The following is a 20,106-nucleotide window of genomic DNA, read 5'->3' as shown; positions in this document are numbered from 1 at the left end:
GGCCCATGTCCTCACCGCTGACACCACCAAAGCCCGGCCGCCAGCGGCACTCTGCGATTACCGGCCAGCTGCAAACGTGTCCGAGACCCAGGCGACCAGCCGTCGTATGCGGGACATTCGTACGGCCCCCCGGCCCCGCTACCACCATGGTTACTACTCGCTTCGTTTCGGAGCGAGCCGCTATGGGTCGCTAGCCTCGATGTTTCGTACGGCCGTACTGTGACGCTTCTATCTATGTCAAGTCCCCGAAGCAATCTCGAGGCGGTGTGGGTGTGACCTCGTCATGGTGGGGGTGGATCTGAGAGTGTGGGTCGGTGAGCTCGGCTGGTCGCGGGAACCGTTCGCGGAAGAAGCTTCGGCGGGTGCAGCGCGCGCGGCAGCCCGGCCCCCGGTTGCGCGGGCTCGATCAAGGCCTTGACTCGGCTGCGGTTGACGCTGATGGCGCGGAGAGCTACGTCGTGGGGGTTGCCCCGTCGGCGCTGGCTGACCCCGCTGTGAGGGGGTAGCTGCTGGCGCGTCGCCGGTTCAGTGTCCCGACCATCGTGACCAGCATCGACGGTGGCGAGGCAGTCGAGCTTGACCCAGCCGATGAGGACCAGCGCGAACTGTTGATCCTCGCCGAGCATCGGGAGTATCGAGCGGTGCTCGCTGATCCGATGTCGGACGGGTTGGTCGAGCGTCAACCCTCGGCTGCACGTCGTGTTGCACCGGGTCATCGCCAACCAACTCTGGGACGACACCCCGGCAGAGGTGTGGCAAGCCGCCCGGCGGCTTCTCGCCCAGGGTCATGACCGGCACACGATCTTGCACGCGCTGGCCTACGAACTGAGCCAGGAGCTCTACCCCGCTATGACCGGCCAGCACGCCCCCGACCCGGACATGACCGCTTACCGAGCTCGGTTACGGGCGCTGTGAGCAGCCCGGATGAGTCATAGGCTGTGCGCGGCGGTGGCGGGAGCCATCGCGGTGGCGAGGGTGCGGTAGAGCTGGCGGGTGATGTAGCGCTTGATGCAGCGTCGGATCTCCCTGGGGGTCTTGCCTTCGGTGGTGCGCCGGGCCACGTAGGCCTGGGTGGCGGGGTCGCTGCGGATCCTGGTGTTGGCGATGACGTGGATGGCCTTGTTGAGTGCGCGGTCGCCGCCGCGGTTGAGTCGATGGCGCACGGTGCGCCCGCTGGAGGCCTCGATCGGGCTGGTTCCGGCGAGGGAGGCGTACGCGGCGTCGTTGCGACACCGCCCGGGGTGGGAGAACGAGACGATGGCTTGCGCGCCGCTGACCGGCCCGATCCCACGCCGGTCAGTCAGCCCCGGAGCGAGGTCGTTGACGATCGCGGCTGGCTGCCCCTCGGTGTCGCACACCCGAAGATCCGCTAAGAACCCAGGAGCGACGCCCCGATGTTGCTGCCAACGATGCTCCCCGCCCACAACCAACCCGTTCCGATGCCGCCGGACCTCTCGTCCACCCTGATGATGCCGGTCTACACCAGCGCGATCATCGTGTTCGGCATGCTGGCTGCGTTGGTGATCGCACTGTGGAGGACCGCCGCGTAACGGATGGTCGGCCCGCCGGCTACCCCAACCGGCGGCGCCCACCACCTCGGCGGACCGCGCCCCGACCGCGAAGCTCGATGCCGTTCCGCCGACCGCGACCGCGACCGCGACCGCGACCGCGACCGCGATGGTGGCGCCCGCGCCGAAACAATGCGCGGAGCCAGTTGATCATGGAATGACGCTAAGAGATCATGATCAACTTCGGGTGCAGCTCTAGCCATATGGCCGAGCGGCGTCCGTCACCCTGATCCTGCCGATGAGGGGGATTAGAGGAGGATTCGATCTTCAGTCGATCACCAGTGATCGCCCCACAGTGCGTCTACCAGGCAAAACGAGTGGGGCGGGTGGGGCTCGAACCCACGACCTGACGGATTATGAGTCCGCTGCTCTGACCAGCTGAGCTACCGCCCCGACGAGCTTCGAGGCTAGCGCAACGACCACCGGCCGCGGTTGTGACTCTCCGAGTGCCCCGGTAGTCGTCGTGGGGCCGGTTTGGGAGGTATCGTCGCCGGCACCGAGGTTGCCGTCATCCTCAGCCCCGTCGACTGATCATCCCATCCAGGACCGCGAGGCCCCACCGTTGCCGCTATCCCCACGCGCGAGCGGGTGTCTGTGCACCGCACCCGTCACGGGTCGTGATCAACCGAACCACAGTGATCCACAGGTGGCCGAAGCATGTCGCTGACGTCGCAACAGCGCAGCGGTGCGCTGGGCTCCTGGATGCGCTCCACGATGACCGGCGCCGCCGATGTGGCCGCGCGCATCGACGAGGCACTCACCGGCGCGGGCCGTCCGGTCCGCCCCACCGGCCAGGACATCGACGGCCGGCACTGGGCCGACATCGGCGGCGCCTTCGGCCAACGGCTGGCCTTCCTCACCCAGCACGCGCCGCCGTACTACGCGCTCTACGGCACCGTCTCCGCCGAGCTGGCCGACTGGCCGGAGGTCCACCGGGCCGCCGCCAGCTTCCCCACCCACACCGAGCTCTCCCCGGCCCAACAGGAGCGGGCCTGTGACTGGCGACCCACCCGCGCTGGATGGCTCGACATCGGCCCCACACCGGCAAGCCCGCCCTGCGAAGGCGCCGTCGTCACCGAGTTCATGACCCGCCTGCGCGACTACCTCAGCCGCCACACCCCGCCCGGCCAGCTGGCCGCCAGCCTCGGCGGTGAGACGACCCTCGCGCGCGCCTGCTGGGTGCTCACCGCGTGGGAGGGCGCCTACCGCTCCCGCCGACTCGACCTCGACTTCACCGCGAACACCGTCGCCGAGCTGCTCGACCTCGCTCCGGCCCACGCGCTGAACGAGCTGCTGGCGCTCGCCACCCGGGCGCACACCAGCGGGGCTCTGCGGGCGCTGCGCGAGTTGGCCGGCAACCCGGCACCCGGTGCGGCCCTGGGGATCGCCGGGCCGGTCTTCGTCCCGCACTGGGCGGACGGCGACCTGCTCATCGGCGACACCCTGATCGACGTCAAGACCGTCATGCACGCCCGTAACCACGAACGCACGGTGGACTGGCTGCAGCAGTTGCTCGCCTACACCTGGCTCGACGCGCCGGACCGCTACCGGATCCGCCGGGTCGGGCTCTACCTCGCGCGCCACGGCAAGCTGCTGACCTGGCCGCTCGACACCTTCACCCACACCCTCCTGGGCACCTCCGACCCCGCCGAGGTCGCCTCGGCCTACACCGAGTTCCTCCGCATGGCCACCCAGGTGATCACTGAGGAGGGCGGTGACCCGCGCCACCTCCAGCTCAGCGGCCGCATCGCCTGAGAAACGCGCCGGGCCGATCTTGAGGTCGCCAGCTCGCCCGTGCCAGGGTTGAACGGTGGCGGCCCGACCGTGCTCCGCCGCCAGTGGGGTGACCGGCAGGTCCCTGGACGAAAGGAACGCGGCGGCGATGAAGGACGAGCGAGCGGCCGCCCTCCGGATCCTCGAGGATTCGGTGCGCAACCGGGGGACCGCGTTCACCGAGGACGACCGCTCGCGGCTGGGCCTGCGTGGCCTGCTGCCGGCCACCGTGGAGACCTTGGAGCAGCAGGTCGCCCGCGCGTACGCGGCGTTCCGCGACCAGGCCACCGACATCGCCGCGCACATCAACCTGCGCGCCCTGCAGGACCTCAACGAGACAATGTTCTACCGGCTGCTGACCGAGCACGTGGAGGAGATGCTGCCGATCGTCTACACACCGACGGTCGGGCTGGCCTGCCAGCGGTTCAGCGAGATCTACCGCCGCCCGCGCGGGCTGTTCATCTCCTACCCGGACCGGGAACGCATCGGCGAGATACTGCGCAACCGGCCGCGGCCGAACGTGGACGTCATCGTGGTCACCGACGGGCAGCGCATCCTCGGCCTCGGCGACCAGGGAGTCGGCGGCATGGGCATCCCGATCGGCAAGCTCTCGCTGTACACCGCGCTCGGCGGCATCGCCCCGGACCGCACTCTGCCGATCCTGCTCGACGTCGGCACCGACAACGCCGAGCTGCTGGACGACCCGATGTACCTGGGTTGGCGGCACCGCCGCGTCACCGGGGACGACTACTTCCACTTCGTCGACCAGTTCGTCGACGCCGTGCAGGCCGAGCTGCCGGACGTGCTGCTGCAGTGGGAGGACTTCGCCACGCCGCACGCGCTGCCGATCCTGGACCGCTACCGCGACCAGCTGCTCACCTTCAACGACGACATCCAGGGCACCGCCGCCGTGGCACTGGCCGCGTTGACCGCCGGGGTGACCGCGATCGGCTCGCGGGTGGCCGAGCAGAAGGTCGTCATGCTCGGCGCCGGCTCGGCCGGCATCGGCGTGTGCGAACAGATCGTCCGGGCGATGGTCTCCGACGGGCTGAGCGAGGACGACGCCCGCGCCAGGGTCTACGTGGTGGACATCAGGGGCCTGGTCACCAGCGACCGCGCCGACCTCGACCCGGCGCAGCGGCGGCTCGCGCAACCTCCGGACGCGGTGCCCACCTCGGACCATGGCCACGAGGCGTCGCTGCTCGACGTGGTCAAGGCGGTCGGGCCGACGGCGCTGATCGGCCTTTCCACCGCCGCCGGTGCGTTCACCGAGGAAGTGGTGCTCGCCATGGCCGAGCAGGTCGAACGGCCGATCATCATGCCGCTGTCCAACCCGACCAGCCGCAGCGAGGCACGCCCGCAGGACCTCGCGGACTGGACCGGCGGCCGGGCACTGGTCGCCACCGGGTCACCGTTCCCGCCGATGCGGCTCGAAGGCGGCGGCGAGATGCCGGTCGCCCAGTGCAACAACGTCTACGTCTTCCCCGGTATCGGGCTGGCGGTGACCGCGGTGCAAGCCACCAGGGTGACCGACTCGATGCTCACCGTCGCCGCCGCGGCCGTCGCGGCCGCCGCCACCATCCACGACGACCCGAACGGCGCGCTGCTGCCGGACCGGGCCCACCTCGCCGACGCCGCTGACGCCGTCGCCCGTGCGGTCGCCAGGGCGGCCGTCGAGGACGGTGTGGCACCCAAGCTCACCGAGGAGGAGGTCGACGAGGCGATCCGTGCGGCCCGGTGGATCCCGGCCTACCGGTAGCCGCGTGCAAGCGGTTCGTAAGGCACTTCGGTCACCGTTGTCCTCGGATGCCACCGCATCCGTCGCTACTCAGGGGGCCGAGCGTCATGACCGTCAACACCACACAGCTGTCGCGCCTTCTTCCGCTCGCGGTGATCGCGGCGCTGTCCGTCGGCGCCTGCGGCGGACCGGCGGCCACCGACGCCGCATCGACGAACTCCACCTCGGCGAGCAGTGGCGCCGTGCCGCCCCTCGCGCCGCCGGCGCCGGCCACGCCCGCGGTGCTCGAGTACAGCGAGCAGGAGTTCTGCGCGAAGGCGCCCACCATCCCGGCCGTGGTCCAGGCCTACCGGCACTACAACGAGTACCGCGGTCTTCACTAGCCGAAGCCGAGCTAGTCGGCGAAGGGCTTGCAGGGCATCCGCTTCACGACGTGGAAGAAGTTCCCCGGGGACAGCTCGGGTTCGCCGGCGATGATGTCGGGACAGCGGGTGAGCAGTTCGATGAACAGGGCGCGGATCTGGAACCGGGCGAGCTGGTTGCCCAGGCAGTGGTGGATGCCGCCGCCGCCGAAGGAGATGTGCGGATTCGGGTGGCGCGACAGGTCCAGCTCGTGCGCGCGCTCGATCGCCGTCTCGTCCCGGTTGGCCGAGGAGTAGAACATCACCAGCTTGTCGCCCTCGGCGATCTGTACGCCGTCGAGCTCGCAGTCCCGGGCGGCGGTGCGGCGGAAGGTCATGATCGGTGTCGCCCAACGCACCAGCTCCTCGACCGAGGTCTGCATGCGCCCCTCGAGGTCCTCGGTCAACCACGCGCGCTGCTCGGGGTTGGTGGTCAGCCCGCGTAGCCCGTGGGCCAGGGACTGGCGGGTGGTGTCGTTGCCGGCGACGGTCAACAGCACGAAGAAGGACCCGATCTCGTGATCGGTGAGCTTCTCGCCGTCAACCTCGGCCTGGGCCAGTGCGGTGAACAGGTCGCCGGTGGGGTTGGCCCGCCGCTCGTCGACGGTCTCCTTGGACAGCTGGTGCATGAAGGTCAGCGCGTTGAAGATCGCGGCGAACTTCTCCTCCCGCGTCGACCCGGTGATCTCGTCATCGCCCCAGGACATCATCACCGACATCTCGTGCGAGGTCTTCTGCCGGACGCCGTCGGGCACGCCCATCATGTCGTTGAAGTTGTGCATCGGCAGGAGCGCGCCGCACTCGGCGACGAAGTCGACCCACCCGTCCGGTGCGGCCTTCGCCTTCTCGACGAGGTGGTCGACCACCTTCGTGGCGTTGGCCTTGATCTGGTCCTCGATGCGGCGCATCTGCTTCGGGGTGAACGCGGCGGACATCAGCCGGCGCAGCTTCGTGTGTCGAGGCGGGTCCATCGCGATGATCGACTGCGCGGACTCCAGGAACTCGGTCGGCAGGTTGTCCATCACGATGCCCGGGCCGGACAGGAAATCCTGCGGGCGCTTGGTCACCTCGGTCAGGTGCCGGTGCGTGGTGACCGCCCAGTACCCGTAGTCGTCCTCGACCGGCATCAACTGGTCGGAGAACGGCGGCTGCCAGGTGATCGGCCGCTCCCGGCGCAGCACCGCGAAGGACTCCTCACGCTCGTCCATCGTCCCGGACCAGAACGCCTCGGTCGACAGGTCGATCTCGTCGTAGGGGCGGTCGGGGTTGCCGCTGGAGTGCTGGGTCAGCCCGGTGCCCTGGCCTTCGGAGCCGCCGGCCCGGTAGCCGCCGGTGTCCTGGTCGTCGGTGGTGGTCATCGCCGCGTCCTCCCGAGTGATCGTCATCTCATCGTCGAGCAACCTCACTGCACATAAGGTCCCACGCCATGCCGGTGTTGCACAAGTACTAGCTTTCGTGCAACCACAGGATACCGTGCCATTCGGTGTGCATTACTTGCGTACTACGGGCCAAATGTCCGAGACTGGCACCGTGGCCGCGACCTTCACCGAACGAGTCCGTTCCCAGCTGCGCGACGAGGTACTCGACGCCGCGTCCGCCGTGGTGTTCGCCGGCGGCTGGGCCTCGCTGCGGATGCAGACCGTCGCCGACCAGGTCGGCATCAGCCGGCGCACCCTGTACTACGAGTTCGGCAACAAGACCCGGTTGGCCGAAGCACTCATCCTGCGCATCACCCAACGCTTCCTCGACGGCGTCGAGGCCGCCCTGATCAGCGCCGACAATCTCGCCACCGGCTGGGAGGCAGCCGTACTGTCCGCGCTGCGCGCCGCCGAGGTCGACCCGGTGCTGTCCACCGTGCTCACCGGCGCCTCCCGCGAAGACTTCCTCCCGCTGCTGACCAGCGAAGGCACCCAGGTCATCGACTACGCCACCGCACGCATGACCGGCGCGGCCCTCAGTCGCTGGCCCAACCTGTCCGCGCGCGAAACGACCCTGGCGGCCGAAGCCACCGTGCGACTCGCCCTCAGTCACATCGTGCGCCCCAGCGGCAACACCGACCAGGCCGCCCACAGCATCGCCGAACTCACCACCGGCTACCTGTGCCGCCCACACGAATGAGGGGCCCCCGCCGCCGCGGAACCAGGGTGCGGCGTCGCTCATCCGGGGGTGAGGTCCACCACAGGACGGCCCGCCCGCTAGTTTGCGGTGCCGTGAACCCGAGGTGGCGCGTTCGACATCAGCGTCACGGGGAGCACGGCACCGAAGGGGCACACCCGCAGAGGACTGGGCAGGGACCATGACCGAGTTCGCCACCCCGGACGGCACCACCGCACCGCCGGTCCATTGGGACGGTCCGGGCAGCCTGCTGCAGCGGGTGATCCTGCCCCGCGCCGGTGACCCGCTGGACGTGCGTGCGCTGTATCTGGACGAGGACGAGGGCAACCGGACGCGGGCGGGTGCGGACAGCCGTACCCGGCTGCGGCTGCCGGCCCAGTCCGAGATCAGCTTCGCCAGCTACTTCAACGCGTTCCCGGCCAGCTACTGGCGGCGCTGGACGAGGCTGGAGAGCGTCGAGCTGCGCCTGGCCGTGGACGCCGAGTGCCGGATCGACATCTACCGGTCGAAGGCCGACGGCAGCCACATCCACGTGCGCGGCACCGTGCTCGGCGATGCGGGCGGCGCCGGGCCGCACCAGAGTCGGTTCGTCCTGGACCTGCAGCCGTTCGAGGACGGCGGCTGGTACTGGTTCGACCTCACGACCGACGACGAGCCGGTGACCATGCTCGAAGCCGGCTGGTACGCCGGCATCGACGCGCCGGGGCGGGCGAACGCGGCCATCGGCATCACCACCTTCAACCGCCCGGACGACTGCGCCGCCGCACTCACCGCCCTCGGCGAGGACCCGCTGGTGCTGGCCGCCATCGGCGTGATCAACATTGCTGACCAGGGCAACCGCAAGGTGCGCGACGCGGCCGGTTTCGGCGCCGCCGCCGAGGTGCTTGGCGACCGGCTGCGGATCCACGACCAGCCCAACCTGGGTGGTTCCGGTGGTTTCTCCCGGGGCATGCACGAGGCGCTGACCAGCACGGACTGCGAGCAGATCCTGCTGATGGACGACGACATCGTGATCGAGCCGGACTCGGTGCTGCGCGCGATCGCGTTCTCCCGGTTCGCCGAGCACCCGATGATCGTCGGCGGCCAGATGCTGAACCTGCAGGCCCGCAGCCACCTGCACACGATGGGCGAGGTGGTGGACCACTACAGGTTCAAGTGGGGTCCCGCGCCGCACGTCAAGCACGACCACAACTTCGCCAAGTACCCGCTGCGGCACGCCACCAAGTCACTCGACCTGCACCGGCGCGTCGACGTGGACTACAACGGCTGGTGGATGTGCCTGATCCCCCGGGTCATCGTGGAGAAGCTCGGCCTGCCGCTGCCGCTGTTCATCAAGTGGGACGACACCGAGTACGGGCTGCGCGCCCAGCAGGCCGGGCACCCGACGGCGACCCTGCCCGGCGTGGCCATCTGGCACATGCCCTGGTCGGACAAGGACGACGCCACCGACTGGCAGGCCTACTTCCACCTGCGCAACCGGCTCGTGGTCGCCGCATTGCACAGCCCGTACCGACACGGCGGCGCCCTCTTCCGGGACAGCATGAAGAACACCCTGAAGCACCTGATGTCGCTGGAGTACTCCACGGTCGCCCTGCAGGAACTGGCCATGCACGACTTCGCCGAAGGGCCCGAGGCGCTGTTCGACCAGCTGCCGGTGGCACTGGGCGAGGTGCGCAAGAAGCGGTCGGAGTTCGACGACGGCCGGGTCCTGGCGTCGGCCAAGCAGGTGCCACTGCCGTCCATGGACCGGGTGCGCGCCGCGAGGTTCCTCAAGCCGCCGACCAACCCCGTCACCATCGGCGCCACCCTGGTCAGCGGACTGGTGCACAACCTCATGCCGGTCAAGGAACAGCACCACTCCCGCCCGCAGCTGAACATCGCCGCGCAGGACGCGCGCTGGTTCCTCCTCTCCCGCCTCGACGGCGCCACCGTGGGCACCTCGGACGGCCGCGGTGTCGCGTACCGTAAGCGGGACCCGAGGGTCTTCTGGAAGCTGCTGTCCACCGCGCTCGCCAACCACCTGCGACTGGCCCGCGAGTTCCCCCGGCTGCGCCGGACCTACCGCGACGCGCTGCCGGAGCTGACCGGCGAGAAGCGCTGGAACCAGATCTTCCACGGGTGAGTGCGGGACCGTGACGGACACCTCTCGGCCGGATCGTATATGATTCCATATAGTGTCGGCCAGGAGGTTATGTGGTGGAGTCCCCTGGTACCGACCTGATCAGCACCGAGCTGGGTGTTCGTCCCGGCAAGGTCATCGCGATACATCTGAACTATCGGAGCCGGGCCGCGCAGCGCGGTCGCACCCCGGCGCACGGGTCCTACTTCCTGAAGCCGAGCAGCTCGCTGGCGGCCTCGGACGGCGTCATCGAGCGGCCGTCCGGCACTGAGCTGCTGGTCTTCGAGGGCGAGATCGCGCTGGTCATCGACACCCCGGCGCACCGGGTCGAACCGGAGCTGGCCTGGTCGCACGTCGGTTGGGTGACCGCCGCCAACGACTTCGGGCTCTACGACCTGCGCTACGCCGACAGGGGCTCCAACCTGCGCGCGAAGGGCGGCGACGGGTTCACCCCGATCGGCCCGACCCTGCTCGACGCGCGCACGGTGGACCCGATGGCGCTGCGGCTGCACACTTGGGTCGACGGCGAGCTGGCGCAGTCCGACGACACCGAGAACCTGTTGTTCCCGTTCGCCGAACTGGTGGCCGACCTGTCCCGGCTGTCCACCCTGGAACGCGGCGACGTGATCCTGACCGGCACGCCGGCCGGGGCGTCGGTGGTGCACCCGGGATCAGTGGTCGAGGTGCAGGTCGACAGCCTCGCACCGGGGCGTCCGGTGAGCACCGGTCGGCTGCGCACCACGATCGTCGAGGGCCCGAAGCTGGCCACCGTCGGCGCGCCGGCGAAGGTCGACGCGGCGCTGCGCGCGGATGCCCTGGGCACGGCGGTCGCCCCGGTCGGGCGGGCGGTGTCCCCGGTGCCCGCCGAGGTTCGGCCGGCGGCCGGAGTGCTGGCCTCGGCCGTGCCGGACGAACTGCTGGCGCGGCTGGGTTCGGTTGCGGTGGCGACGCTGTCCGCGCAGCTTCGCCGGCGTGGTCTGAACGACGTCTCGGTGGACGGGGTGCACCCGGCCCGGCCGGGCTCCCGGTTCACCGGGCGCGCCCGGACGCTGCGCTACCTGCCGCACCGCCCCGACCTGTTCGACGAGCGTGGCGGTGGGTTCAACGCCCAGAAGCGGGCCATCGAGTCGGTCGGCCCTGGCGAGGTACTGGTGATGGACGCCCGGGGCGAGCGGGGCACCGGCACGATCGGCGACATTCTCGCGCTGCGAGCCCAGGTGCGTGGGGCGGCGGCGATCGTCACCGACGGCGGGCTGCGGGACGCCGCGGCGGTGGCGGAGCTGGACATCCCGGTGTTCCACGCCGGCGCGCACCCGGCCGTGCTGGGTCGCCGGCACGTGCCCTGGGAGATCGACGTGGCCATCGCCTGCGGCGGCACCACGGTGCTGCCCGGCGACATCCTGGCCGGCGACGACGACGGCGTCGTGGTGATCCCACCGGCGATCGCCGAGGAGGTGCTCACCGACGCCGTCGAGCAGGAGCGCCAGGAGCGGTTCGTCACCGAGCAGGTCGCCGCCGGCGCCTCGGTAGACGGGCTCTACCCGCTCAGCGGCAGCTGGCTGGCCAGGTACCAGCATTGGCTGGGGACGCAGTGAGCGAGCCGGCGAGCGAACCACCAGCGCCGAGCGAGCCCGCGAGCGAACCAACAACACCGAGCGAGCCCGCGGCTCCCAGCAAGTCGCAGCACGCCTACGAAGTGATCAAGTCACGGATCGTGGACGGCAGCTACTCCGCCGGCTACCGACTGGTCCTCGACCGGCTGGCCCGTGAGCTGCGGGTCTCGCCGGTACCGGTCCGGGAGGCGGTCCGCAGGCTCGAGGCGGAGCAGTTCGTGCAGTTCGAGCGCAACGTCGGCGCCCGGGTCACCGGGGTCAACCCGACCGAGTACCGGCACGCCATGCAGACACTGGCCATCGTCGAGGGCGCGGCGACCGCATTGGCCGCGCCACTGCTCGGCAAGGTCGGGCTGGCCCGCGCCGCGGATCTCAACCAGCGACTTCTCGGCAGCCTGCGCGATTTCGACCCGATGGCGTTCACCGCGCTCAACCGCGAGTTCCACCGGGTGCTCTGCGGGCCGTGCCCGAACCCCCAGCTGGCCGAGCTCGTCGAGCGCGGCTGGGCCCGGATGGCCACCATCCGGGACTCCAGCTTCGTCCTCATCCCCGGCCGCGCGGCCGACTCGGTCGCGGAGCACGACGAGCTGCTCCGGCTGATCGGCTCGGGCGCCGGGCCGGCTGAGGTCGAGGCCGCCGCGCGGGAGCACCGGCTGGCCACCCTGCGGGCCTTCCTGTCCCGGGGCACCCCCGGCGAGGAGGACCGGGCCTGACCTGGGCCGGGCGGCGGGGTCCGGTGGGCCTGGCCCCGCCGCCCACCCGGGAGGCGGGGTGCCTACTTCGGGGGCATCCGGATCGCGCCGTCGAGCCGGATGGTCTCGCCGTTCATGTAGTCGTTGGTGAGCACCTCCAGCGCCATCGAGGCGAACTCGTCGGCGTAGCCGAGCCGGTTCGGGTAGACGACGCTCTGGCCGAGCTGGGCCTTGAACGCGTCGGCCTTCTCCCCCGTGCCGTAGATCGGGGTGTCGATCAGGCCGGGGGCGATCGTGTTGACCCGGATGCCGTGCCGGGCCAGGTCGCGCGCCATCGGCAGCGTCATGCCGACGACGCCCCCCTTGGACGCCGAGTAGGGGGTCTGGCCGATCTGGCCGTCGAAGGCGGCCGCGGACGCGGTGTTCAGGATCGCGCCCCGCGAGGTGCCGTCCTCCAGCGGATCGGTCTTCGCCATGGCGGAGGCGGCCAGCCGCGCGCAGTTGTAGGTGCCGACGAGGTTCACCCGGATCACGAACTCGAACTGCTCCAGCGGGATCGGGCTCAGGTCGCGGCCGATGATCCGGGCGGCCTTGCCAAGGCCCGCGCTGTTGACCAGGACCCGCAGCGGCCCCATCTCCGAGGCGGCCTCCACCGCGGCCTGGACCTGTGCCTCGTCGGCGACATCGGCCTTGGCGAACTCACCGCCGATCTCCTGGGCCACAGCCTTGCCGAGCTCCTCGTTCAGGTCGAGCACGACGACCTTCGCGCCCTTCGCCGCCAACCGGCGAGCCGTGGCCTCACCCAGGCCCGAGGCCCCTCCGGTGACGATGGCAGATGCACCCGCGATATCCATACCGGTCCTTCCGACCCATCCGCCGAGGCGTGATCGATCTCTGTTCATGATCCTTGGTTTCCCTCGGGACAGAAGTTACCGCGTCGGGTCCTACTCGGCCCGGTGCTGGGCGCGACTGTCCGTCGGATGGTGACCGGGGACGTCAGGGTGTGCGACGGGTGCGCCGGCGCCACCACGGTCGCCGACCGACCGGGCTCTCGGGCTCCGTCGGGGCAGCCGCGGCGGGCGGCGGCACACCGGCCCGCCCTACGGACCGGGCGGCGAGCCACCGCGCCACGACATCGTCGGCATTGACCGGGCCGATCGGCACGGCGGGACCGACCGGGGCCCGCAGCCACTCCGCGATCCGCCGGTTCAGCTCCGAGACCGTGTCCCGGACCGCCCGCTCGGCGGTGAGCTCACGGACCGAGTCGTCCAGCCGCTCGATCTCCTTGCGCAGCTGCAGTGAGGGGCAGCAGCGCATCGCCGGAGAGCCCCTCGCGGCGGATGTAGCCGCGCACCCACCACAGGTCGTCGTCCGGCCCGTCCAGCCCCGGCAGGGGTTTACCCTTGCCGGGGAGGTTGTCGAAGTCCCCGCGCTCCTGAGCCTTGCGGATCTGCTCGTCGATCACCGACTCGTAGCGCGACCAGCGCTCGCTCACCGTTCCAGTATGCCAACCCAGCGGCGCACGTCACACCGGTTCGGGCACCGGAGATCGAACCGAACCGGGTGCGGCGCCGTGTCACAGCTGGGACGGGTCCACGCGGGTGGGGTCCGTCCCCGGCTCACGCGCTCGCACACGACAGGGCCTCCGCGAGAGGTACCGACAGGAGGACGATGTCCACGCACGCCGTTTCAGCCAGTCGCATTCACAGCGCAAAGCCCGGCCTGCCGCTGGTGGCACTGCGCTACCTGGCGTTGCTGAGCACCCTGAACGTGATCTGCCAAGGGGCCAGCGCCGGGCGGCTGCTGATGAAGAGCCAGGAGGGGCTGGTGCTGCACGAGGCCGGCGCCGTGGTGATTCACGTGCTCACCGGGCTGACTATGATCGCCGCCGCGTGGGTCTGGCGGTCGAGCCGAGGCACCCCGTGGCCGACCGTCCTGGCGGCCGTCGTGTTCGTGGCCACCTTCATCCAGGCGCTCACCGGGCACGGGCCGACCCTCTACATCCACGTCCCGCTCGCGATGCTGCTCCTGGTCGGCTCCGCCTGGTTGCTCGCCTGGTCCTGGTTCGGCGCCCGGCGCCCGGTCAGCTCCTGAGCGTATTGAGTACCGATCATCGTTAGTTCGACGATCGCACTATCTGATACCCTCTCGCTCCCTCAGCCGCGGCAGCGTGGCCGACACCGGAGTCGTCGAGGTGGGCATGGACCAGCTTGCGTTGCGGGTGCGCCAACTCGTGGAGGCGATCGAAAGCTACCGGCGGACGACGGCCGATGTCCTCGGCGTCGGAATGAGCGGGACCAATGCGCTGGCCGAGCTCTGGTTCCACGGCCCGAGCGGACACGCGGTCCGGAGCGGGCGGCGTCCGCTGGTCGCCGCGCACGCATCTCCGCCGAGCACGGCAGACACCGGCTATATGCTGCGCGCGTGGAAAGGGGCATCGAGCGGGACCGGTTGCTCGGACTCGTCGTGGACCACATTCTGGAGAACGGGATCGCCGGGCTGACCCTGCGCGGTATCGCCGCGGCAACGGGCTCGAACAACCGCATGCTGCTGTACTACTTCGGCTCGAAAGAGCAACTGATCGTGGATGCGCTCCGCGCCGCGCGCCTGAGGTTTCCGCGGTTCGCCGAGATCCCGGACATCCTGCGCGACTCCGACGACGGCCTCGAGACACGGCTCCTGCGCGCCTGGGACGGAATCTCCGCACTGGAGACGCGCCCGTTCGTGCGGCTCTTCTTCAGCGTATTCGGTCTTGCGGTGAGCCAACCCGGGGTGTTCGGCGGCTGGCTGGACACCGTGGCGGACGACTTCGCCGCTGATGTGGCGGCAACGCTGGTGCGCGACGGCGTCGATCCGGGGCCGGCCCGGGTGCTCGCCCGTGAACTGGTCGCCGCGTGGCGGGGCCTGCAGATGGACCTGCTCAGCGCCGGTGACGACCGGCGGGTGCACCTCGCCGCCCAGGCGAACGCCGAGGCGATCTGCTCCAGGGCACTCGCCACCAAGGCAACCTCTCAGAGCTGACTGAATCGATCGGTTCAATCACGCAGTGACCGACTGAGTGTCGCAGGCGTTTCGCGCTGGTAACACCCTGTTAGATCTCCGAGCACGCTCATTGACCAGCTTTGAACCATATGATTCACTCCGATTCTGAGTAGCGCACTGGAACTGGAGGCCGTCATGACCGTTCTTGGCGAGACCGGTGTCTTCGACGTGGCCGACGTCGACGCCATCCGCTGGTACTACCAGATGCACGGCTACGTCGTCGTGCGCGGACTACTCGACCACGCGCTGTTCGGCCAGATGGAACAGGAATGCGTCGCGGCGCAGGAAGGCGTCCTCTCGGGGCGGCTGTCCGAGCGCTACGGCTCCACCGCGTTCCTCGACGAAGCGGCAAAAGCCGAGTTCTTCGTGAACTACGTGGAACACGTCTCGGAGGTGTCCGACGCCGTCCGTACCGCGATCACGAGCCCCCAACTCACGGCGATCATGGCCGAGCTCCTGGGTCCGGGCTGCTGGTTGGGCGACGACAACCGCGCCGGGGTCGTGTACCAGGACGCCCGCCCCGGCAAGGAGTCCGGGTACACCCGCATCGGGTGGCACTCCGACTGGCAGGCGGGTCCCAGCCTCGACGTGTGGCCGGCGACCGCCTTCACCTTCCATCTCGACGGCACCAGCCCACAGAACGGGTTCCTGCGGGTCGTGCCGGGCAGTCAGCTGTGGTCCACTCCGGCGCCGTACAGCAATATCAACAACGTGCCGGTCCCCGCGACCGCGCGGCCGGCGGGTGGCCACAGCCAGGTTCCGCCGCCCTTTCCGATGCCGCTCGGGTTCGAGAAGGTGCGCGGCGAGGTCGCGGTCTACGTCGAGGCCGGCGACGTGATCCTGCACGACTGCTTCCTGTGGCACGCCGCGGCGCGCGCCACCGACGATGGCGCAACGCGGCGGCATGTCCGGGGCAGCTACTTCGGCGGCACCGTGCCGGCGGCGGGCGCCGCCTCCGAGTTCATCAAGAACGCGGCCCGGTGACGGACCTGGCGATGCGGCTCAGATCAGCGGCAGGTTCACCCCGGTCGACGGAACCACGCGAGCTCCGCCGGGCAGTGGGTGGCTCAGCAGCACCCGGGTGCCCCTGGCGTCGTAGTGGATCGCGACGGACTCGACGAGCCGCTGCATGATCGGGATCCCGAGCCCCCGCCCGGTCGGGCGACCCGGCGGCGGCCGCCACTCTCCATGATCCACGATCTCGATGCACACGAAGTGCGGCTCGGTCCAGAAGGCCAGCTCCACGGTGTCGCCCGGGTCCGCCGGCGTGTGCGCGTGCTCGATGGCGTTGGTCGCCGCCTCGCTCACCGCCAGCACCAGGTCCTGCCGCGCGCTCTCGGTGAGGCTGAGCGGCGCCAGCCAGCGGCGGACCTCCGCGCGGATGGGGCCCAGCTCCTTCGGTCGGGCCGGCCAGCTCTTGTGCGCGAACTCCGCCCTCGGCTGTTGTCCCACGATCTCCGGCTCAACCATTTCGGCACCCCGACTCGGCCTGCGTTAGGTGGACGGCCACGCCACCGGGGTCCCGGGCACCGCAGCGATGACGGGGTACCCGGTCGGGCCCGATCCCATACCCGAATTAGCTACCGCTCGCAGCGCGCAGCCAGCCGCCGAGCGCCTGCCCGTACATTTCCGCCGCCTCAACGTGTTGATGATCTTCGCAGCAGTCGGATGACCGCCGGTTCGATGATCGCTCTGGTCTCCTCGGTGGTTGCCGAGGTGCGGGCGGCGCGGCGTACCGCGCGCTCGACGGTGCGGCCCAGCTCGAAAGCGCCGGCCACCCTCGGGTCGACGTAGGACTGGCGGGCCACCGTCGGGGTGTTGCCCAGGTGCTCAGCCACCTCACGGTAGGACGCGGTGAGCACCCGCTTGCGGCCGCGCGCCGTGCGGACCCGGTCGGGGTCGGCGCCGGCCAGTGAGACCGCCGCGAGCACCGTGGCGTTCCAGGTACGCAGGTCCTTGGCAGTGAACTCGTCGCCGGCGAGCTGCTTGAGGTACCCGTTGACGTCCTCGGCCCTGACGTCGTGCCACCCCCGGCCGTTGCGGTAGACCAGCAGGTCCTGCTCGGGCGCGGCACCCCGGCGGCGCAGCAGCGAGCCGACGAGCCGGTGCAGCTGCGGGTCCCGCAGGGCGATCTCCCGCTGCACGCCACCCTTGGCCGGGTAGCTGACCCGGACCTCGCCGCGCACCCGGCGGACGTGCTCGAGGCGCAGGGTGGCCAGACCGAAGCTGCCCTCGGCCTCGCCGTCGCTGTCGTCGTCCGGGGCGTACTGGTCCCCGCCGACCCGGAACGCCCCCAGCTCCAGCATGCGCAGCGCGCCGGCGAGCACCCGGTCCGGCCGCAGACCGCCGCCCGCGCCGAGCCGCCGCGCCACCTCCTCGCGGACCGCCGGCAACCGCCGCGCCAGTCGCAGCACCCGGTCGAACTTGGCGCGGTCCCGGGCCTCTCGCCAGCGGTCGTGGTAGAGGTACTGCCGCCGCCCGGCCGCATCGGTGCCCACGGCCTGGATGTGCCCGTCGGCGGCGGTGCAGATCCAGACCTCGGTCCAGGCCGGCGGCACCGCCAGCGCCCGCAGCCGCGCCAGGTCCGCCCGGCCGGCGATGGGCCCACCGTCGGCACCCCGGTACTGGAAGCCGCGTCCCCGGCGGATCCTGGTGATGCCCGGATCGGTGAGCACGACGCGCCGGAGGCCGCTGCACCCCTCCTCCGCGTCACCCGTCGTCACACCGACTGATACCCCGATTCGGCGCGGCTGACGCGTCCGAACGCTCCGGCGGCACGCCAACGCGGGTATCCGGGAGACTGTAGGAAGGATCAGTACCGTCACAGCACCCGTGAAGAGAAAGGCATGGCCGCCGGCCCATGGACTTCCGCTCCGCGTACCGCCACGGCTTCCTCCGGGTGGCCGCCTGCACGCTCCGGACCGCGCTCGCCGACCCGGCGACGAACGCCGAGACGGTGATCGCCGCGGCGCGGGCCTGCCACGACGAGGGCGTCGGGTTGGCGGTGTTCCCCGAGCTGACGCTCAGCGGCTACTCCATCGAGGACATCCTGCAACAGGACACGCTGCTGGACGAGGTGCAACGGGCGCTGCTCGACGTCGTGGCGGCGTCGGCCGAGCTGCTGCCGGTGCTGGTCGTCGGCGCGCCGCTGCGGTACCGGCACCGCATCTACAACACCGCCGTGGTGGTGCACCGCGGCCGGGTCCTCGGGGTGGCCCCGAAGTCGTACCTGCCGACGTACCGGGAGTTCTACGAGCGCCGCCAGGTCGCGGTCGGCGACGACATCAGCGGCACGATCCGGATCGGCGGCGGTGTCGGTGGCGGTGTCGGTGGCGGTGTCGGTGCGGCCGGCATCGAGGTGCCGTTCGGACCCGACCTGCTGTTCACCGCGGCGGACGTGCCCGGGTTCGTGCTGCACGTCGAGATCTGCGAGGACATGTGGGTGCCGATCCCGCCCAGCGCCGAGGCCGCGCTGGCCGGGGCCACCGTGCTGGCGAACCTGTCCGGCAGCCCGATCACGGTCGGGCGTGCCGACGACCGCCGGCTGCTCTGCCGGTCCGCCTCGTCACGCTGCCTGGCCGCGTACGTCTACGCGGCCGCCGGCGAGGGTGAGTCGTCCACCGACCTGGCCTGGGACGGCCAGACGATGATCTACGAGAACGGCGTGCTGCTCGCCGAGACCGAACGGTTCCCGATGGGCGAGCGGCACTCGGTCGCCGACGTCGACCTGGACCTGCTGCGCTCCGAGCGGCTGCGGATGGGCACCTTCGACGACAACCGCCGCCACCACGCGCCGCGCACCGACAGTTTCCGCCAGATCGAGTTCCGCCTCGACCCGCCGGCGGGCGACATCGGCCTGCGCCGGGAGATCGAGCGCTTCCCGTTCGTGCCCGCCGACCCGGACCGGCTGGAGCAGGACTGCTACGAGGCGTACAGCATCCAGGTCGCCGGGCTGGAGCAGCGGCTGCGTGCCATCGGGCAGCCCAAGATCGTCATCGGCGTGTCCGGCGGTCTGGACTCCACCCACGCGCTGATCGTGGCGGCCCGCGCGATGGACCGCCAGGGCCGCCCGCGCAGCGACATCCTGGCGTTCACCCTGCCCGGCTTCGCCACCGGCGAGCACACCAAGGGCAACGCGATCCGGCTGTGCCGCGCGCTGGGTGTGACGTTCGAGGAGATCGACATCACGCCCACGGCGCGGTTGATGCTCCAGGAGCTGGGCCACCCGTTCTCCGCCGGGGAACCCGTCTACGACGTGACCTTCGAGAACGTCCAGGCCGGGCTGCGCACGGACTACCTGTTCCGGGCGGCGAACCAGCGCGGCGGCATCGTGGCCGGCACCGGTGACCTGTCCGAGCTGGCGCTGGGCTGGTCCACCTACGGAGTGGGCGACCAGATGTCGCACTACAACGTGAACGGCGGGGTGCCGAAGACCCTGATCCAGCACCTGATCCGCTGGGTGATCTCGTCCAGGCAGTTCGACGACGAGGTCGGCGACGTACTGCGGTCCGTGCTGGACACCGAGATCACCCCGGAACTGGTGCCGATCGGCGAGGACGGCGTCGCGCAGAGCAGCGAGGCCAAGGTCGGCCCGTACCCGCTGCAGGACTTCTCGCTGTTCCACGTGCTGCGCTACGGCTTCCGGCCGTCGAAGATCGCCTTCCTGGCCTGGCACGCCTGGCGGGACGCGAAGAGCGGCGACTGGCCGCCCGGCTTCCCCGAGGACCACCGCCGCGCCTACTCGCTGGGCGAGATCCGGGGCTGGCTGGAGGTCTTCGTGCAGCGGTTCTACAGCTTCAGCCAGTTCAAGCGGTCCGCGCTGCCGAACGGCCCCAAGGTCTCGGCGGGCGGGTCGCTGTCCCCGCGCGGTGACTGGCGGGCGCCGTCGGACATGTCCGCCCGCGCCTGGCTGGACGAGGTGCGCCGCGAGGTCCCTGAGGAGTAGCCGGGCGTTGCGGGCCGGGATCATCGGCGCCGGGCCCGAGGCGCTGGCGAACTACCTCGAGTACCAGTCGGTCCACGCCAGGGCCGCGCAGCTGCGGCCC

The 20,106-nt window shown here is 70.6% G+C and carries 20 protein-coding genes and 1 tRNA gene; 13 read left to right on the top strand and 8 right to left on the bottom strand.

Features of this window, described 5'->3' with window-relative positions; all coding sequences use genetic code 11:
* The first annotated feature begins 624 nt into the window (after positions 1-624).
* Complete coding sequence (locus ACTXG6_RS15960; protein WP_445190019.1) at positions 625-915, top strand: DUF1841 family protein; 291 nt, start codon at positions 625-627, stop codon at positions 913-915.
* Between the two features lie 14 nt (positions 916-929).
* On the opposite strand, the gene ACTXG6_RS15955 is transcribed toward ACTXG6_RS15960, so the two are convergent.
* Positions 930-1,358 (bottom strand): transposase, encoded by a 429-nt coding sequence (locus tag ACTXG6_RS15955; RefSeq protein WP_445188590.1) that lies wholly within the window; start codon positions 1,356-1,358, stop codon positions 930-932.
* 36 nt (positions 1,359-1,394) lie between these two features.
* Between ACTXG6_RS15955 and ACTXG6_RS15950 the strand changes: the two genes are divergently transcribed.
* Positions 1,395-1,550 carry a hypothetical protein gene (locus tag ACTXG6_RS15950; RefSeq protein WP_445188589.1) on the top strand — a complete coding sequence of 52 codons (156 nt, stop codon included), beginning with the start codon at positions 1,395-1,397 and terminating at the stop codon, positions 1,548-1,550.
* 336 nt (positions 1,551-1,886) lie between these two features.
* Here the strand turns inward: ACTXG6_RS15950 and ACTXG6_RS15945 are convergent.
* Positions 1,887-1,961 (bottom strand) — tRNA-Ile (locus ACTXG6_RS15945).
* 264 nt (positions 1,962-2,225) lie between these two features.
* Here ACTXG6_RS15945 and ACTXG6_RS15940 point away from each other — a divergent pair.
* The 3 genes from ACTXG6_RS15940 to ACTXG6_RS15930 all read left to right on the top strand — a co-directional run bounded on the left by ACTXG6_RS15940 (position 2,226) and on the right by ACTXG6_RS15930 (position 5,462).
* Positions 2,226-3,323, top strand: a complete 1,098-nt coding sequence (locus tag ACTXG6_RS15940; RefSeq protein ID WP_445188588.1) for a hypothetical protein — start codon at positions 2,226-2,228, stop codon at positions 3,321-3,323.
* Between the two features lie 127 nt (positions 3,324-3,450).
* Positions 3,451-5,100, top strand: a complete 1,650-nt coding sequence (locus tag ACTXG6_RS15935; RefSeq protein ID WP_445188587.1) for an NAD-dependent malic enzyme — start codon at positions 3,451-3,453, stop codon at positions 5,098-5,100.
* An 86-nt stretch (positions 5,101-5,186) separates the two neighbouring features.
* Complete coding sequence (locus ACTXG6_RS15930) at positions 5,187-5,462, top strand: hypothetical protein (RefSeq protein WP_445188586.1); 276 nt, start codon at positions 5,187-5,189, stop codon at positions 5,460-5,462.
* An 11-nt stretch (positions 5,463-5,473) separates the two neighbouring features.
* On the opposite strand, the gene ACTXG6_RS15925 is transcribed toward ACTXG6_RS15930, so the two are convergent.
* Positions 5,474-6,838 (bottom strand): cytochrome P450, encoded by a 1,365-nt coding sequence (locus ACTXG6_RS15925; RefSeq protein WP_445188585.1) that lies wholly within the window; start codon positions 6,836-6,838, stop codon positions 5,474-5,476.
* Between the two features lie 154 nt (positions 6,839-6,992).
* On the opposite strand from ACTXG6_RS15925, the gene ACTXG6_RS15920 reads away from it, so the two are divergent.
* The 4 genes from ACTXG6_RS15920 to ACTXG6_RS15905 all read left to right on the top strand — a co-directional run bounded on the left by ACTXG6_RS15920 (position 6,993) and on the right by ACTXG6_RS15905 (position 12,040).
* The gene (locus tag ACTXG6_RS15920) at positions 6,993-7,598 is read left to right on the top strand and encodes a TetR/AcrR family transcriptional regulator (protein WP_445188584.1); all 606 of its coding nucleotides are present in this window, start codon (positions 6,993-6,995) and stop codon (positions 7,596-7,598) included.
* Positions 7,599-7,776: 178 nt separating this feature from the next.
* A complete protein-coding gene (locus tag ACTXG6_RS15915) occupies positions 7,777-9,717 on the top strand; it encodes a glycosyltransferase (RefSeq protein WP_445188583.1) in 1,941 nt (646 codons plus the stop codon).
* A gap of 71 nt (positions 9,718-9,788) precedes the next feature.
* Entirely contained in the window at positions 9,789-11,309 is a 1,521-nt protein-coding gene (locus ACTXG6_RS15910; protein ID WP_445188582.1) for a fumarylacetoacetate hydrolase family protein, read from the top strand.
* On the top strand, positions 11,306-12,040 hold the full coding sequence (locus ACTXG6_RS15905; protein WP_445188581.1) for a GntR family transcriptional regulator: 735 nt from the start codon (positions 11,306-11,308) through the stop codon (positions 12,038-12,040). The genes ACTXG6_RS15910 and ACTXG6_RS15905 overlap by 4 nt, the downstream gene beginning before the upstream one ends.
* 62 nt (positions 12,041-12,102) lie before the next feature.
* Here ACTXG6_RS15905 and ACTXG6_RS15900 read toward each other — a convergent pair whose 3' ends face one another.
* From ACTXG6_RS15900 to ACTXG6_RS15890, 3 genes are all read right to left on the bottom strand, one after another.
* On the bottom strand, positions 12,103-12,873 hold the full coding sequence (locus tag ACTXG6_RS15900) for an SDR family NAD(P)-dependent oxidoreductase (protein WP_445188580.1): 771 nt from the start codon (positions 12,871-12,873) through the stop codon (positions 12,103-12,105).
* A gap of 142 nt (positions 12,874-13,015) precedes the next feature.
* Positions 13,016-13,336, bottom strand: a complete 321-nt coding sequence (locus tag ACTXG6_RS15895) for a hypothetical protein (RefSeq protein ID WP_445188579.1) — start codon at positions 13,334-13,336, stop codon at positions 13,016-13,018.
* A complete protein-coding gene (locus ACTXG6_RS15890; protein WP_445188578.1) occupies positions 13,272-13,514 on the bottom strand; it encodes a DnaJ family domain-containing protein in 243 nt (80 codons plus the stop codon). Before ACTXG6_RS15890 ends, ACTXG6_RS15895 begins: the two co-directional genes overlap by 65 nt.
* Positions 13,515-13,690: 176 nt before the next feature.
* Here ACTXG6_RS15890 and ACTXG6_RS15885 point away from each other — a divergent pair, with 176 nt between their 5' ends.
* The 3 genes from ACTXG6_RS15885 to ACTXG6_RS15875 all read left to right on the top strand — a co-directional run bounded on the left by ACTXG6_RS15885 (position 13,691) and on the right by ACTXG6_RS15875 (position 16,045).
* Entirely contained in the window at positions 13,691-14,113 is a 423-nt protein-coding gene (locus tag ACTXG6_RS15885) for a hypothetical protein (RefSeq protein ID WP_445188577.1), read from the top strand.
* 330 nt (positions 14,114-14,443) lie between these two features.
* Entirely contained in the window at positions 14,444-15,040 is a 597-nt protein-coding gene (locus tag ACTXG6_RS15880) for a TetR/AcrR family transcriptional regulator (protein WP_445188576.1), read from the top strand.
* 156 nt (positions 15,041-15,196) lie between these two features.
* Positions 15,197-16,045 (top strand): phytanoyl-CoA dioxygenase family protein, encoded by an 849-nt coding sequence (locus tag ACTXG6_RS15875; protein WP_445188575.1) that lies wholly within the window; start codon positions 15,197-15,199, stop codon positions 16,043-16,045.
* A gap of 18 nt (positions 16,046-16,063) precedes the next feature.
* On the opposite strand, the gene ACTXG6_RS15870 is transcribed toward ACTXG6_RS15875, so the two are convergent.
* Together ACTXG6_RS15870 and ACTXG6_RS15865 are read right to left on the bottom strand one after the other, a co-directional pair.
* A complete protein-coding gene (locus ACTXG6_RS15870) occupies positions 16,064-16,531 on the bottom strand; it encodes an ATP-binding protein (protein ID WP_445188574.1) in 468 nt (155 codons plus the stop codon).
* 167 nt (positions 16,532-16,698) lie between these two features.
* Entirely contained in the window at positions 16,699-17,784 is a 1,086-nt protein-coding gene (locus tag ACTXG6_RS15865; protein ID WP_445188573.1) for a DNA topoisomerase IB, read from the bottom strand.
* Positions 17,785-17,921: 137 nt separating this feature from the next.
* On the opposite strand from ACTXG6_RS15865, the gene ACTXG6_RS15860 reads away from it, so the two are divergent.
* A complete protein-coding gene (locus ACTXG6_RS15860; protein ID WP_445188572.1) occupies positions 17,922-20,006 on the top strand; it encodes an NAD(+) synthase in 2,085 nt (694 codons plus the stop codon).
* The last annotated feature ends 100 nt before the right edge of the window (positions 20,007-20,106 follow it).

This window comes from Pseudonocardia sp. Cha107L01, from assembly GCF_052566575.1.
Note: the sequence above shows the minus strand (reverse complement) of the source record. Positions and strands in the feature narration are given on the sequence as shown.